This window comes from Veillonella parvula (assembly GCF_032550495.1).
GTDB classification, from domain to species: Bacteria; Bacillota; Negativicutes; order Veillonellales; family Veillonellaceae; genus Veillonella; species Veillonella parvula_G.
The window spans coordinates 68490-84465 of sequence record NZ_JAWFZJ010000004.1 but is presented as its reverse complement, the minus strand read 5'-3'; the positions used below and the strand labels follow the sequence as shown (position 1 = coordinate 84465).

Annotated in this window: 12 protein-coding genes; all 12 read left to right on the top strand. The window is 38.4% G+C overall.

What is annotated here, in order from left to right:
* Positions 1-3: 3 nt before the first annotated feature.
* The 12 genes from E6X37_RS08745 (at position 4) to fabZ (ending at position 15968) form a co-directional block, all read left to right on the top strand.
* Positions 4-762: an ABC transporter ATP-binding protein gene (locus E6X37_RS08745; RefSeq protein WP_004695454.1), complete on the top strand. Its 759-nt coding sequence runs from the start codon at positions 4-6 to the stop codon at positions 760-762.
* Positions 762-2021: an MlaD family protein gene (locus tag E6X37_RS08740; RefSeq protein ID WP_024061015.1), complete on the top strand. Its 1260-nt coding sequence runs from the start codon at positions 762-764 to the stop codon at positions 2019-2021. Before E6X37_RS08745 ends, E6X37_RS08740 begins: the two co-directional genes overlap by 1 nt.
* Before the next feature lie 42 nt (positions 2022-2063).
* On the top strand, positions 2064-3524 hold the full coding sequence (locus E6X37_RS08735; protein WP_021147875.1) for a TolC family protein: 1461 nt from the start codon (positions 2064-2066) through the stop codon (positions 3522-3524).
* A gap of 178 nt (positions 3525-3702) precedes the next feature.
* On the top strand, positions 3703-7992 hold the full coding sequence (locus E6X37_RS08730) for a translocation/assembly module TamB domain-containing protein (protein ID WP_105087053.1): 4290 nt from the start codon (positions 3703-3705) through the stop codon (positions 7990-7992).
* 176 nt (positions 7993-8168) lie between these two features.
* Positions 8169-10337, top strand: a complete 2169-nt coding sequence (locus tag E6X37_RS08725) for a BamA/OMP85 family outer membrane protein (protein WP_004695462.1) — start codon at positions 8169-8171, stop codon at positions 10335-10337.
* A gap of 106 nt (positions 10338-10443) precedes the next feature.
* Positions 10444-10932 carry an OmpH/Skp family outer membrane protein gene (locus E6X37_RS08720; RefSeq protein ID WP_004695463.1) on the top strand — a complete coding sequence of 163 codons (489 nt, stop codon included), beginning with the start codon at positions 10444-10446 and terminating at the stop codon, positions 10930-10932.
* A 29-nt stretch (positions 10933-10961) separates the two neighbouring features.
* On the top strand, positions 10962-11933 hold the full coding sequence (locus E6X37_RS08715; protein WP_287507767.1) for a coiled-coil domain-containing protein: 972 nt from the start codon (positions 10962-10964) through the stop codon (positions 11931-11933).
* 11 nt (positions 11934-11944) lie between these two features.
* Positions 11945-12472 (top strand): OmpH/Skp family outer membrane protein, encoded by a 528-nt coding sequence (locus E6X37_RS08710; RefSeq protein WP_287507765.1) that lies wholly within the window; start codon positions 11945-11947, stop codon positions 12470-12472.
* Positions 12473-12502: 30 nt separating this feature from the next.
* On the top strand, positions 12503-13534 hold the full coding sequence (gene lpxD / locus E6X37_RS08705) for a UDP-3-O-(3-hydroxymyristoyl)glucosamine N-acyltransferase (RefSeq protein WP_004695469.1): 1032 nt from the start codon (positions 12503-12505) through the stop codon (positions 13532-13534).
* Positions 13535-13540: 6 nt separating this feature from the next.
* Complete coding sequence (locus E6X37_RS08700; RefSeq protein ID WP_039965501.1) at positions 13541-14443, top strand: lysophospholipid acyltransferase family protein; 903 nt, start codon at positions 13541-13543, stop codon at positions 14441-14443.
* Positions 14444-14706: 263 nt separating this feature from the next.
* Positions 14707-15546, top strand: a complete 840-nt coding sequence (gene lpxC / locus E6X37_RS08695) for a UDP-3-O-acyl-N-acetylglucosamine deacetylase (protein ID WP_215675945.1) — start codon at positions 14707-14709, stop codon at positions 15544-15546.
* On the top strand, positions 15543-15968 hold the full coding sequence (gene fabZ, locus E6X37_RS08690; protein WP_004695477.1) for a 3-hydroxyacyl-ACP dehydratase FabZ: 426 nt from the start codon (positions 15543-15545) through the stop codon (positions 15966-15968). The genes lpxC and fabZ overlap by 4 nt, the downstream gene beginning before the upstream one ends.
* The last annotated feature ends 8 nt before the right edge of the window (positions 15969-15976 follow it).

Sequence of the window (15976 nt, the reverse complement as noted above, 5' to 3'; positions counted from 1 at the left end):
TTTATGATTGAACTACGCAATGTTGTAGTTGCCTACGAGTCACGTGTGATTTTAGACTCTGTTAATCTCACTATTAATGATGGGGAGACGTTAGTTATATTAGGCGGCAGTGGTAGTGGTAAAAGTACATTACTTCGCTTATTAATAGGTTTACAACGTCCTACATCAGGGCAGATTATCGTAGATGGCACAGATATAACTACATTATCTGAAGATGAATTTAATACGGTACGAAGAAAAATGGGGATGGTATTCCAATATTCAGCTTTGTTTGATTCTATGTCGGTAGGTGAGAACGTAGCTTTTGGTTTGCGTCAACATACGAAGTTAAAGGATGACGAAATCAAACGCATTGTGGCAGAAAGACTTGATTGGGTTGGTTTAAAGGGATATGAGTCCTATATGCCTAATGAGTTATCTGGTGGTATGAAAAAGCGGGTTAGCTTAGCTCGTGCTATAGCACTAGATCCGAGTTTAATTCTTTATGATGAACCTTCATCAGGGTTAGATCCTATTACATCAGGTACGATTAGTATGCTAATTAAGGGGATGCAGAATCGGCTTGGTTGTACTTCTATCGTGGTAACACATGATATGCAGTCAGCATTTTATGTTGCTGACCGCATAGCTTTACTCGATCAGGGGCATTTTGTAGAAATTTCTGATACAATAGAATTTAAGAATTCTACAAATAAGAAGGTACAACAATTTATTCATGGTGAAGCAGAGCCGATTAACGAATCTGCGATGGGAGATATATAATGAAGTGGACGACGGAGGCCAAGGTAGGGGCTTTTACAATAATAGGTATAGTTCTATTTATTGCAGGCATACTATTTGTAGGCCGTATCGATATTTGGGCTAAACCGCAAATGACAATTACAGGTGATTTCACTCAAGTAAATGGCCTAAAAAATGGGAATCAGGTTAAATTTTCCGGCGTGGCCATTGGGACTGTTTCTGATATTGAAATTACACCGCGTGGCGTTGTGGTTAAGATGAAACTTGATGAAAAAACGCAGATTCCAAGTGACTCAATCTTTTCCTTGGGGTCAGATGGTTTTTTAGGTGATAAATTTATTCAAATTTCACCAGGACAGTCTAAAGTATATTTACAAGATGGTGACTCCGTTAAAGGTGAAGGCGTTGATGCTGTGGATAAGGCCATGCAGAGTGCACAAAAATTAATGGATGGTACTGAGAAGATGCTACAGTCTATTAATAGTATTATTGGTGATCCTGCAACTCAAAGTGCACTTAAATATTCTTTGCAATCTACAGCTGTGATGGCTGATAATGCGGTAGCTATTACACAAAATATGGCGGATGTAACGGCTCAGCTAAATCAAGCAGCACAGCAATTTAATGCTGATGGTAATGCAGGCAATGATATGCGTGCTATTTTAACTAATTTAAAACAAACTACTGATCGTGTAGATAATATGGCTCGTACCATGGAATCAACTGTAACAGATCCTAAAGCACAAGAAAATATTAAGGAGACTTTACATAATACGGCACAGATTTCAGCTCGCATCAATAAACTGATGGGCGGAAAGGCGTACCAAACGGATGTAAATGGAAATAGTGTAGAGGTTGGTATGACTGAAAAAAAGTCATCTACCAAGATTGAACCATCTGTAGATTTGTTGTATAACACAACGGATAATGAATTCCGTGTCAATGGTAGAGTACGTGCCTTTAACAATAAAGGAATGGCTGAAATTGGCCTTTCTAATATGGGTGATGATACTACTTTTGATCTGAATGCAGGTCGATTTATTAGTTCTAAATGGCTAGTGCGTGGTGGTATTTTTGAAAGTGAATTGGGTCTCGGGGTGGATTATAACCTCCGTGGTCCAGTGTCCTTATCAGCCGCGTTATATGACCTTAATCATCGTAAATATCGTATTCGTAGTGATATACGTTTGCATAAAGATACCTATGGCGTTATTCAAATGACCAGACCGTTCAGTTCTACGAATGGAGGTACCTATTTCGGTATTAAACAAGTATTCTAATGACTAACACATTTACTCTATATGAGTATGGAGGTACATATTATGAATAAAAAGGTTCTTTCCTTAGGTGTAATGCTTTCTTTAGTTACTACTGGTGCATTCGCCGCTGATGTAGTAACTACATCCGTTAACAACGGAGACCAATTAAGCAAATATCAAAAAGAAGCTATTCAATTAACACAAAAGCAATTAGCAGAAAAATCTGTTTTAGACAGTAAAACCTATGAACGTACATTAGCTTTAAACGAAGCCCGTACGGTTGATTTAGCATTAGCTAATAATCGTACAGCTAAGCAAACTAAATGGGGTTATGAAGCTGCTAAATCTGCAGTAAGCCAAGTAGCAGCTGGTAAGAATCCAAGTGTTAGTTATGGTTGGAGTGCTCAAAAAACGGGCGGTGACACAGGTAGTGGCAAATCTGGTAGTCATAACTTCTCCATTAGTGCGCCTGTATTCAATCCACAACTCGATGCAAGCATTGATTCTGCACGTTATACTCGTGAAGGTACTGGTGCTAGCTATGAAGAGGCTTTACAACAAGCAAAATATGATGCTCTTAACGGTTATTATACATTGATTATGAGCCGTAATATGGTAGATGTAGCACAACAAGCTGTTAAAGATTATCAAGGTCATGTAACTAATGTAGAGGCACAGTATAATGTTGGTTTAGTGGCGAGCTCCGATGTATTGGCAGCTAAAACAAATCTTGATGATTCTCAAACATCTCTTGTAAAAGCGCAAAATGCTGCAAATTTAGCAGAGGCGAACTTAAATCAAGTTATTGCATACCCTGCACAAACAGCTATTACTACAGCAGAGCATGATTTACAATATAAACCATATAATGTAACCTTGGAGCAAGCGAAAGCATATGCTATGCTTCATCGTTCCGCTCTTGTTAAATCAGCTCTTGATGTAAAATCTGCGGAAGAAGCTGTAAAATCTGCTAAGGCGGGTTATTTGCCTACGGTTGCTGTAAAAGCTGGTCGTGGCTATGGTGATCCAGATGGTTACTTTGGTACAAGTACAAAGTCCTGGAGTGTTGGTGCTAGTGCTACTTGGAACTTATGGGATGGTGGTGCAACACAAAATGCTATTAAAAAAGCAAATGCACAACTTGAACAAGCAAAAGAAGCTAACTTGGCCACTGTTGATGCTGTATTGTTAGCTGTACAAAAAGCATACTTGAATTTACGAGCTGCTGAACAAACAATCCAAAGTACACAAACTGCAGTCGCACAAGGTCAAGAAAGTTTCCGTATTGCTACGCTTCGTTACCGTGCAGGTGTTGGTACGAACCTTGATGTACTTGATGCAGAAACTAAGTTGACAACAGCTCGTAATAACTATGTAGAAGCTCTTTACAATTACAATATTAGCATTGCGGCTCTTGAACAATTAACAGGCGTTCCATTGTCTACACCTGTAGGTCAAGGGGCTGAAGTTATCGCTAATAGTGGCGCTGTTGAACAATTGGCAAAACTGGGCGGCAATCAATAATATGATCCTTAAAAAGACGACTTTGGTCGTCTTTTTTCTTGTAGTGGGCATTATAGATAATGAGTGTTATTGATAGGTTTTATAAAATTTATCCTGAAAATACTATAGTTATTACTGTGTCTGTGGTAAGATTAGTATATATATTTATATTATTCATAATGTGTATGGGAGTATCATTATGACCCGTAAAAAGTGGCTCCTTATCGGTGCAGCGATTTTAGGTTTGTCTGGTATTGTTGGTGCCAGCATCAATCCTATGGCTCAAATTTACATTGCACCTATGGTTAAAGAACAAGTAAATAATGTCATAAACGGATCTATAGACTATGATTCTCTCCGAATTAATTGGAATGGTGATGTTGTTCTAACAGATGTGATTATTAAAGATAGAGATGGTCATTTAGTTGGAACTGCTCAAGAGGTAGCTGTAGGAGTTAAATTATCTTCTTTGCCGAAGATTGTCGGTGGCAACACATCAGGGGCTACGGCTATTTCTAGTGTAATCGTTGAGGCGCCAGATTTTCATATATGGCAACTAGCTGATGGGTCGTGGAGTATAACTAAGTTAGTAAAACCATCCGATCCAAATAAGTCGGGTACTTTTGATGGCTCTGTGACTATTAATGATGGTCGCGTAGCGCTACGTACTAAAGATGGAATAAAGAGGAATGTAGAAAATCTTGATGGGACTATGGCGCTTGATATGAGTGGCATGTCTAAAGGTGCCTTTACTGCTGATGTAGATGGTTCCGCAATTACCTTGAATGGCAAAATTGATATGAACAATGTATCTAATTTTGATCTCTTTGTACAAGCTGATGAAATTGATACTGCTGGTATTATGAGTTTTGTTCCACTTCGTAAGGATCTATCTGTAACGAGTGGTAAGTTACAAGATTTACATTTAAATCTTAAAAGTGAAGATGGCAAATACATTATGAGTGGTAATGTAGGCTTTAAAGGTTTAACAGGCACTTATAAACGGGGTAATACAATTTATAATATTACCGATGGCACGGGTCGCATTATGCTTAATAATGATCAAATCGTTATTAGTCGTAGTTCTTGGAGGGTAAATGATCAAGTAACAAAGATCAATGGCTTAGTTACACTAGGCAAAGATGAAGAGTATTTAAATCTTAATGTTGTGGCCGATAAAGTAGATTTAGAGGCGATAACAGACGTCGGTGTTTCTGGTATTGTAGGTGGGCGTGCACATATTGGTGGTACGACAGTAGCTCCTCGTGTAGATGCAACGATTGCTAGTGATGGTATTTCTTATAATGGTTACTATATTGATCGTTTACAAGGTGATATTGTATATGATAACGGTTTAGTTCGTACGGATGATGTGCGCCTATCAGTAGGCGAAGGTAGTGCAAAGGTTAAGGGCCAATATGTGGTTGATACAGGGGATTTTGATACTACTATAAAGATTCAAAATTTACCTTTAGGCACTTTCACAAAAGATATGACCTCACCGGTTACAGGTAATATCGATGGTGAGATGCGTATCTTAGGAAAAAATAATCAAGTTACAGATGTTGTAGGCGCTGTTGAAGGTCGCCAAATAGGCATTCGCGGTGTTGTAGTTGATACTGCAAAAGCTAACTTTACGCATGCTGATAATAGTACAAATATGACCGTTGTAGGCACTATAGGAGATGGGGCGCTAAGCGGATATGGCTATATCCAAAATGGTAATATAGATGCCACTATTTCCGGTAATGCATTGCCATTGACCGCACTAAGTCCTATTATTGGTCAAGAGGTTGATGGCACCTTGAATACCTCTTTTGCGATACAAGGTACATTGGATAATCCAAATGTAATGGGCACTGTATGGGGTCAAGAGGTACATTATAAAGGGGCTCGATTCAATAATATCCATGGAGATATTAAGCTAGATAACCATATTCTCACTATCACCAATGGACATATTGGTGATGGCGATGGGGGCTATGATGTTAATGGTTGGTATAATCTTAATACAGATGTGTTAGATCTAAATGCCAAGGCTCGGGCTGCTCGTATTGAAAATGTGATTCGTACTGTTACAGATGTTCCTATTACAGGTTGGTTTGAAACAGACAATCATATTACAGGGACGGCTGCAAATCCGATTATAGAAGGTCGTGCTCATTTGTGGGATGGTTCTGCTTATGGCAAACTCGTGACCAATGCGTTTGCAAAATATAACTATCAGAATGATACATTAGAGCTTTATAGATTTGATATTGAAGGTTATGGTGCAACTATCACAGGTGGAGGTACAGTATCTAAAGAAGCAATTAATATTGATTTTGAAGGCAAAAAAATTGATATGGGCAGATTGCTCATTAATACGGATTACAAAGTTGATGGTTTGCTATCTGGTCGAGGACAAATTACTGGATCTGTGGATAACCCTCAATTCAATGGCTATATTTCATCCGATGCCTTATCAGTTAATGGGGAATTATTGAACGATATTCATGGTCGTGTTTATGCAGATAAATCGGTTGTAAATGTGCAAGATTTTACCTTTGCTGAAGCCGATGGTGGTCGCTACACTGCTAAAGGTGGTATGAAGTTTGATGATAGTAGACAACTATTTGGTGTATTAGATGTTACTAATGGTAGCGTAAAGAATTTGCTAACCTTGCTAGACCGGTCCAATGAACACATTGATGGCAAATTAAATGGTTCTGTTGAAATCGGAGGTACACGCGACAATCCAAGCGTTAATGTAACAGGCAAGATTAATGATGTAAGTATTGATGAAAAGATTGTTGGTGATGCAACTATCGATGCAAGTCTTGCTAATCGTAAATTCAAAGTTACAACTTTGAAACTGCCTGTTGATGAAGGTCTCATTGCAATAGGCGGTACGATGGATCTTGATGGTCAAGCGGACTTACAGGTTGCATTAAAGGATGTTGATATAGTACCGTTCTTGCCACTTATGGGTAAGGATATTCAAGCTACTGGTTGGGTGACTGGCGTTGTAAATATCACTGGGGAAACTAAGAATCCTAAAGTAGAATTATCCGGTGCTGTAGAGTCGGGGTCCTTTAATGGTGTTGGTATTGATGAAGGTTTTGTATTGGCTACAATGCAAGATCAAGTTATTCAGATTCAACGAATTCAAGGTGCCAAAAGTGGGTATAAGCTAAGTGTCTATGGTAAGATTCCATTAGCGGCAATCTTTACGTCTGGGTATATTCCAGCAAATGATAGCAAATCTATGGATGTAACTATTGATTTTAACGAAGCAGATATGGCTGTTATCCCTCTTCTTACAACTAGTGTTAAGGAGGCAACAGGTCCGTTAAAAGGCACGGTTCACATTACAGGCACTATTGATCAGCCTGAAGCATATGGTACTGTATCGGTACGTAATGGTACGATGAAATTGGCAAGTGTAGAAAATCAAATTACTGGTATTGATGGTGACTTAATTTTCTCTGGTCAACAAGGTGATTTCCAATCCCGTATTAATATGGGCAAAGGCTCAGCTGGTTTGGCTGCTAAAGTAAATTGGTCTGGACATACTCTTACTAATTACAAGGCGGCAGTTCAGCTAGAAGACTTAGAGGTTCGCAGTGAATATGTAAGAGGACCTTTGAATGGTGAACTTTATATTGCTGACCGAGATGGATTGCCGACCCTTATTGGTACTTTAAATCTTGAAAAGATTCAATTCAAAATTCCTCTTTCCTTACAATCTAGTGAAAGTACCAAAGATATGGGGGTGGATGTTACTGTTCATGCGGGTAAAGGTGTACGTTTATATGATCGCACCTTATACAACATGTTTATCAGTGGCGATGTTCATTTTGGTGGATCCTTACAAAATCCAACTGCTAGTGGTCAATTCGATGTTAGAAATGGCACGTTTAAGTATTTGAGCCATGTATTTAATATTACAAAAGGGAATGCTCATTTCGTAGGTGGCTCTTATTTACCAAACTTACAATTAGAGGCTGAAACAAATGTAAGTAATTACACTATTATGCTTGGCGTAAAAGGGACAGTGGATCATATGGACTTATCATTGTCCTCTAATCCTACATTGTCTAGAAAGCAAATCATTTCCATGTTGACCTTCGGCCGCGGTGCAGATTCAAATAGTAGTACTTTGACAAATGAAGATGTGAATGCTGTGGCTACAGCAGGGCTTCAAATGTTTGCTTTTGGCTATGTACAAGATGCATTACAAAATACACTTGGGTTAGACCGCATCAATATTACAACAGGGTCAATTGATCCCGATGAGCCAACTAATAGGGATACGGCAAGTAATTATAATATTGAAATCGGTAAATATGTATTACCGAGAGTCATGTTGACTTATTCTCAAGGTATTAATAACAAACAAAATAAATATGGTATAGAATATTCTGTTAAACGAAACCTTAAGTTCACGGGATGGCATACATCAAAAGGGAACAATTATATAGGTGGTCGTTGGACACGTAGCTTTTAAGAGTATGGCTAGAATGTGTAAACCCCTTAGGTATGCACATTCTAGTCATATTAATTTCATAAAATTTGTTTAATATAGTACTCATTCCAAGCAATTTATGCTATAATGATAAAGATTTATTAGTCTTTATAAATAAGATGTAAACTCTTTATGGGGATGAGTTCTAGGAGGAATTTATGTTTAAACCAAAAGCTTATAAAAGTATGCTTGCAGCGTCCGTGTTGACCGCTGTCATGGGGACAGGCAGTGTATTTGCTGCTGAGGTACAAGCTGGCTATACTCCAGATTTAAATAGCACAACGACGACTAATGCTGCTACAACAAATGATGCAGCTACTACACAAGCTGTTTATAATGCTGATGCAACTACTACAACTATACAAGATGAAACTGATGCAGCTATCTTAGCTGCTCGTGGTGATACGACTATATCTAGTGACGGCACTGTAGTAAAAGGTTCTGATGGAACTGTTACAGTCAATAATGCTGCTTTAAAAACTGATGATAAACAAGTAAAAATGGTATCTAAAACTACTGGTGGTACTGATCTTGATAAGGCTGCTGAAAATGGCCAAACTCAAGCTGTTACAACAGTAGAAGCACAATATGTTACATCTGCTAGTGCAGAATCTGTTAATCCTTACGTAGGTAAATTGATTACCGGTTTATCTATATCTGGCGTTACAGCTGAACAGCAAGCAAATTTGTTGCCAATTTTAACTGAAAAAGTTGGCGATGCCGTATCTGTTGATGGCGTATTTAAAGATGTAACTAATCTTGGTAATACTGGTTACTTCTCCGAAGTAAATCCTGTATTCACTTCCGTGCCTGAAGGCGTAAAATTGGACTTTGCCGTAACAGTAAATCCAGTTACTACTGGCGTTTCCTTTGAAGGTAATACTGTATATTCCTCCGAAGTATTGACTAAGTTCATGGACATTCAACCAGGTCAAGTTCTTAACTCTGTATCCGTAGGGCAAAAAGTTCAAGGCATTAATGCTGCATATGCTCGCGATGGCTATATGTTAGCACATGTTGATGGTGTCCGTGTAGATGACCAAGGCGTACTTCATATACACATTGTTGAAGGTATCGTAGAAGATATCATTCCAGCAGGTAACAAGAAAACCCGCAATAAAGTTATTACTCGTGAATTTGTTCAAAAGAAAGGAAAACCTTTTAATAAATTCTTGGTACGTCGTTCTGTAGAACGCGTATATAACTTAGGTTTCTTTGATGACGTAAACGTTCGTATGTTGCCAGGTGAACAAGATCCAAATAATGTAATTATTGAAATCGATGTATTGGAACATAAGACTGGTACCATCACATTAGGTGCTGGTTACTCTAAATCTGATGGGTTGATGGGTATTGTTGAATTCGGTGAAGATAACTTCCGTGGTACTGGCGATAAATTTAAAGTTCACTGGGAAATCGGTGGTAAGAAAAAATATAAGAACTACCAAATCTCCTACTTGAAACCTTGGATCGATAGCAAAGGTACATCCCTTGGCTTCTCCTTCTTCAACCGCGAAGATGAATACACAGATTACAATGAAGATGGTAATGAAGTAGCAGAATACAATAAGAAATCTCGTGGTTTCAATATTTCCTTCGGTCGTCAAACTGGGGAATATACTCGTGATTACTTGACATTAGAATCCCGTAAAGATTCTTATAAATGGGATGATGATGATAGCTCTGGTTTCCGTTATGATAAAAATGCGGGTAAAGGTACAAACTGGGATAATGGTTCCTATAACTTCGCATCTGACAACTATGTAAAAAATAACTTCGGTCGCATTAACTCTGTAACATGGCAAAAAGTATACGATTCTCGCGATAATATCTATGAACCAACTCGTGGTCGTCGTATTTCCTATACTACACAATGGGCTGGTCATGGTTTGGGCGGTGACTTCGACTTCTACAAATTCACAGCTGAAACTCGTATGTACAAGAAATTGGGTGCTAAAAATGTATTGGCATTCCGTGCACGTGCTGGTTTCATCCAAGGTGATGCTCCTTATAGCCAATTGTTCACATTGGGCGGAGCTGATTCCTTACGTGGTTATGAAGATGATCAATTCCGTGGTAAGAAGATGTACAATGCTACATTGGAATTCCGTTTCCCAATTGTTAAGAAAGTTAGCGGTGTGTTATTCGGTGATATTGGTGATGCATGGGATGCACCAAATGTTACATGGTATAACAGCAAAAAATCCTTTAACTATGGCGTTGGTGCTGGTGTTCGTATTACAACTCCAATTGGTCCTGTTAAACTTGACTATGGCGTGGGTAAACACAAAAATAAATTCCACTTCAGCTTCGGTACACAATTCTAATATAGTAAATGTATATGGTGAAGGCCTCTTTTTAAAGAGGCTTTCACCAATATCTCTATATGGCATCCTTTGATGCAGTGATTTAAAGAAATGAGGGCACTCTATTATGATGCGAATGATGAACAACAAGGCGAATGTAAAGATTTTTTCCATCGTCATTGCTGCAATTTTTATTGTTGGTATTGGTGCGTTAGCTTATACGCAAATGGCTTCGCCTAGTAGTAATAGTGGGACTAGTACTATTGGGGTTATCGATACATCTCGTATGTTGTCTCAAGATAATCCAATTTATATCTCTGCAGCTCAAGAGTATATGAGCTATCAAAGCCAATTACAACAAGAAACGCAAGCTAAAATTGATGCAGCACAAGATGATGCTACTAAACAAAAAATTGCTGAAGAAGCTCGTCAAAACCTAGCTAAAAAAGATCAAGAAATTGCTAAATCCGTTCAAGATAAAGCTATGGAGGCTGCAAAAGCGGTTGGTGATGCTAAAGGTCTTAGCGTTGTTATGACTAAAGACACTGTACTATACGGTGGTGTTGATATTACAGATCAAGTATTGAAAAAACTAGCTACTGATGCAAAAAAATAAACTGTAGTTCTATGTAAGGGAGAACGACAATGAACGGGAAACAACGATATATAGGACTAGTCATATTTCTCGTTGCTGCAATAAGTGCTATGGTTTGGGCCTATGGTTTTGTAACAAATCGCCAACAGGGTCCTGATGGTATGTCAATAGGTGTTGTACGCATTGATGATGTACTAGAGTTTAATCCATCCTATGAGGATTATAAACAAGCCAAAAATGAACTGGAACTTTTACAACGTCAATATGAACTTGAACAACAAGCCTTAAATGCCAAGTCAGAGACACAAGATAAACAGTTGAAAACGCTTGCACTGGATTCAACCTTGTCAGATGCTCTTACGGTCGAATTGCAAACTCGTATTGCAACAAAAGAGAATGAACTAAATCAGCAATTAAATGCAAAACGCAATGAATTGACTCAAAAGTATTTAGCTGAGTTAAAGGTTAGTACTAATGAATATGATCTGGAAATCGTAAACCTTCAACTAGACTTATATGCCTATGATGCACGTGTATATATAGATGATGCACAAAGAGCAGCGGCTATGGCTGAAAAAGCTAAAAAAGAAGAAAGATTAAAGGACTTATTAGCTAAGAGAAAACCATCGGATTTCGATGTAGATTCAATTAAAGCAAAGGTACAGGCTGAGCTTGCTCCAATGCAACAAAAAGGGCAGGAAGAGCTCAATCAATACGCTGCATCCCTACAGAAGGAATTAGCTGAGAAACGAGACTCCATGGTACAACAACAAGCACAATCCATCATTGCTAATAATAACCTGCCTGTGGCGCAAGAGTGGAATGATACATGGGCAAAAAAGCTTTCAGATAAAGAAGCTGAGGTGAGTGCACTTCATGAGGCTATTTTAGAAGATGTTCGTATGCGCGTAGCAATTATTGCTGAGGAACAACATTTGGATTTAGTCATCATCGATGATGGTGGTAATATTAAAGGGCTTGATATTACTGATGCAGTGAAGGCGTCCTATCGAGTTCAATAAGGAGTTATATTATGAATAAACGTATTAAATCTTTAGTATTAGGTGCATCTTTAGTAGCTTCTATGGCTATCTTAGGTGGTTGTGGTTCTAATAATGTTGGTTATGTTGATAGCGTGAAAGTGGCAAACAGTACTGAAAAAGGTATTGAAATTACTAAAGAAATCAATGCTAAAAAAGCGGAATTAGATGCTAAAATTGCTGCTGCCGATGAAGCATCTAAACAAAATGTATTTAATCAAGCGAATCAAGAATTAAATGCCTTTGCGAATGCAAAAGCGCAAGAATATCGTCAATATCAAGAACAAAAAATCAATGAACTTGTGAAAGAGAAAAAACTTGATGTTATTATTGAGAAAGGCGCTGTTGTTGGCGGTGGCTCTGATGTAACTGAGGATTTGATTACAAAAATGGGTAAAGCTTCTGACGATCAAATCAAAGAAGTTGAAAATGCAGCTAAAGCCCAAGAGCAACAAGATGCTCAGCAAAATGCACAACAAGCAGATCAAGCTGCAACAAGTACAACTGAAGCTGCACAATAATTGAAGATTACCACGGGGGAGGAGTTTGCCTTGGAAAAAACTTTACAGGAACTCGCAAATTTAGTAGGCGGTCAACTTATAGGGGATGAGTCTATTGTCATTACTGAGACACGTAGCTTTGAACAAGCGGTAAAACAATCCATAACTTTTGCAATTGGTGAATATGTTGAACATATTGCGTTATGCCAAGCGGGTGCTGTTATCGTTGAATCAGAAGTAAAAAATGCACCGATGGCGCAAATCGTAGTTGATAATGCAAAATCTGCATTTGCCCAAGTGCTAGAAGTATTCCATCCACCTGTTGTAGTTCCCCGTGAAGTGCATAGTACTGCTATTATTGGCAAGAATGTTACACTTGGTAAAAATGTAGCTATTGGTGCCTATTGTGTTATTAATGATAATGCTGTTATCGGTGATAATGTAACGATTCGACCTTATGTATATATTGGTCATAATGTACGAATTGGGGAAGATTCTGACATCTATGCGGGTGCTATCGTACATGAGAACTGTATTTTGGGTAAACGCGTTGTATTGCGTGCTAAAGCAGTTATCGGTGGTGAAGGTTTTGGTTTTGCCACAGAAAATGGTATTCATACGCATATTCCTCAAGTAGGCAATGTTATTCTTGAAGATGATGTAGAAATTGGCTCTTGCACTACTATCGACAATGCTACAATGGGATCTACCTTGGTACGCCGCGGTACCAAAATTGACAATCTTGTTCACCTTGGCCACAATGTTGAGATTGGAGAAGATTGTTTCTTAATCGCACAGGTTGGGATTGCAGGTAGTACAAAATGTGGTAACCATGTAATCTTTGCAGGACAAACAGGCTGTACAGGTCATATTACAATTGGAGATAATGTACAATTTGCAGGTAAAACAGGAATTACTGGCAATGTGCCTTCTAATTCTGTTATGGCTGGGTATCCAATGAGACCTCATAAAGAGTGGTTGAAATTGGCTGCTTACGAGAATCGTTTGCCAGAAATGGTGAAAACTGTAAAACAATTACAAAAAGAAATTGACGCTTTGAAAGCACAGCTTAAGGAGAGCTAATAATCCATGTATAGGTTTATGAAAATCTTTAGTGCCTTTATTTGCTTATTACCTAAAGGTTTGCAATATGCTATTGGTACATTGCTTGGTGAAATTGTGTGGTTAGTGGTGCCACCTAAACGCAAGCGCCTGGCGATAGGCCAAATTTTATTCTGTAATATTACAGATGATCCTAAAGAAGCTCGACGTATTGCGAAAGCTAGTACTACACGCTTTGGCCGTATGATTATTGATGTATTGCGCTATCCTGAAATTAAAGATGGCGCATACAAAGATATGGTGGAGTTTATTAATCGAGAGTACTTAGATGATGCCTTAGAAAATGGTCGAGGTGCAATTTTAGCTGCTGTTCATAGTGGTAACTGGGAACTTTTAGGTGGCGTTCTTGCTTCTGAAGGATATCCGCTGATTTCTGTGGCTATGAAACAGAATGGTGATGCCGATAAGTTTATCAATGAATATCGTCGGATTATGCATCAACATGTGACCTATAAAACAGGTGTTCGTGAAATGATTAATGAACTAAAAAAAGGTGCATTTTTAGGCCTTATTATGGATCAGGACCCTGGTGATGATGGCGTTCTTGCACCCTTCTTTGGCTATGAAACATTGACGGCTGCTGGGCCAGCTGTACTGGCTCGTATGCAAGATGTGCCTATTATTTTTGTAACCATACATTATAGTCCGTTTTCTGAGAAACATGAGATTGAAGCACATCCACCAATTTATGTGGAACGTACAGATGATAAAAAGCGTGATATAGCGGTAACAACAACTCGTCTAAATGAGTTTATTGAAGATTATATTCGGCGATATCCTGAAGATTGGTTCTGGCTTCATAACCGTTGGAAATGGACTCGTCGTTTTTATGGTGAACAAATAGATACACCACCTGATGTTTTTCAATAGTTAATAATTTTAAAGAGATTTTGTTTATGCGATTGTGGAATCTTCAAGATGAAACTGATTCCTACTAGCATGGATGAAATCTCTTTTTATTTTATAACTTATAACTTAGTGTTTAAAAATAGTCTATTAAAATTTTAAAGACTAAGAATAGTCTTTCCAATTAGCGTAATATATGGTAAATTTCTTGTAACGCCTATGCAAATAGGGTATAATACATATTGGTGTATAGTAAACGTGAATTCGGATTATGAAAGGACATTCTTATGAGTAAGCCACAACAAACAATAAAAAAGGCTGTTTCATATCAAGGGATTGGCCTTCATAGCGGTGAACCAGTATATATGGTTTTTAAGCCTGCACCTGAAGATACAGGAATTGTGTTTGTCCGCACGGACATTGAAGGGCATCCTTCTGTGCGAGCACACATTGATAATGTGACGAACACTATGCGCGCTACCACGCTGGAAAATGGTGAAGCAAAGGTATTTACTGTTGAACATGTGATGGCAGCGTTCAGTGCTATGAATATTGATAACTGTTATATTGAAATGGATTCTCCAGAACCTCCTGTAGGTGATGGTAGTAGTGCTATTTTTGTCAATCTTATTGAAGAGGCTGGCATTGAAGAACAAATAGCATCGCGTCATATATACAAAGTGACTCGATCTCATGCTGTTTATGATGGGGATCGTTTTATTGTGATTTTGCCATATGATGGCTATCGCATGACTTTTACATCAATTAACAGCCATCCGTTACTTGGTACGCAACAATGTGATTTTGAAGTATCGCCTGAGTATTTCAAAGCACACATTGGACCGGCTAGGACTATCGGATTTATGAAGGAATTGGAACAATTACAGGCCATGGGGCTTGCAAAAGGCGGTAGCCTAGATAATGCATTAGTCTATGATGATGAGAAATGTCTATCTATACCACGCTTTGAGGATGAATTAGTTCGCCATAAAGCATTAGATGTTATAGGGGATTTATTCTTGTTAGGACCGATTGAAGGCCATGTAATTGCTTTGAAATCGAGTCATGAATTAAATTCAAGATTGGCTCGCAGTATAATGGAAGAAATAAGGGAGACACAGCCATGATTCTTAATCACGAAGATATTTTAGAAATTTTACCTCATCGTTACCCAATGCTTTTGGTTGATCGCATTGTTGAGTTAGAACCTATGAAACGTGCTGTGGGTATTAAAAATGCTACATTCAACGAATTGTTCTTCCAAGGTCACTTTCCAGGGAACCCAGTTATGCCAGGTGTATTATTGACTGAAGCTATTGCTCAAGTCGGTGGTATTGCATTATTATACCCTGAGGAAAATCGTGGTCTTACTCCTATGTTTACAGGTATTGATAAAGTGCGTTTCCGCCATCCTGTAAAACCTGGCGATCAAGTTCGCATGGAGGTAGATATTGTTAAAATTAAAGGTAAAATGGGCAAGGTTGAAGGCCGTGCCTATGTTGGCGACAAATTGTGCGCTAGCGGTGAATACATGTTTGCCCTTGTATAATAGAATGA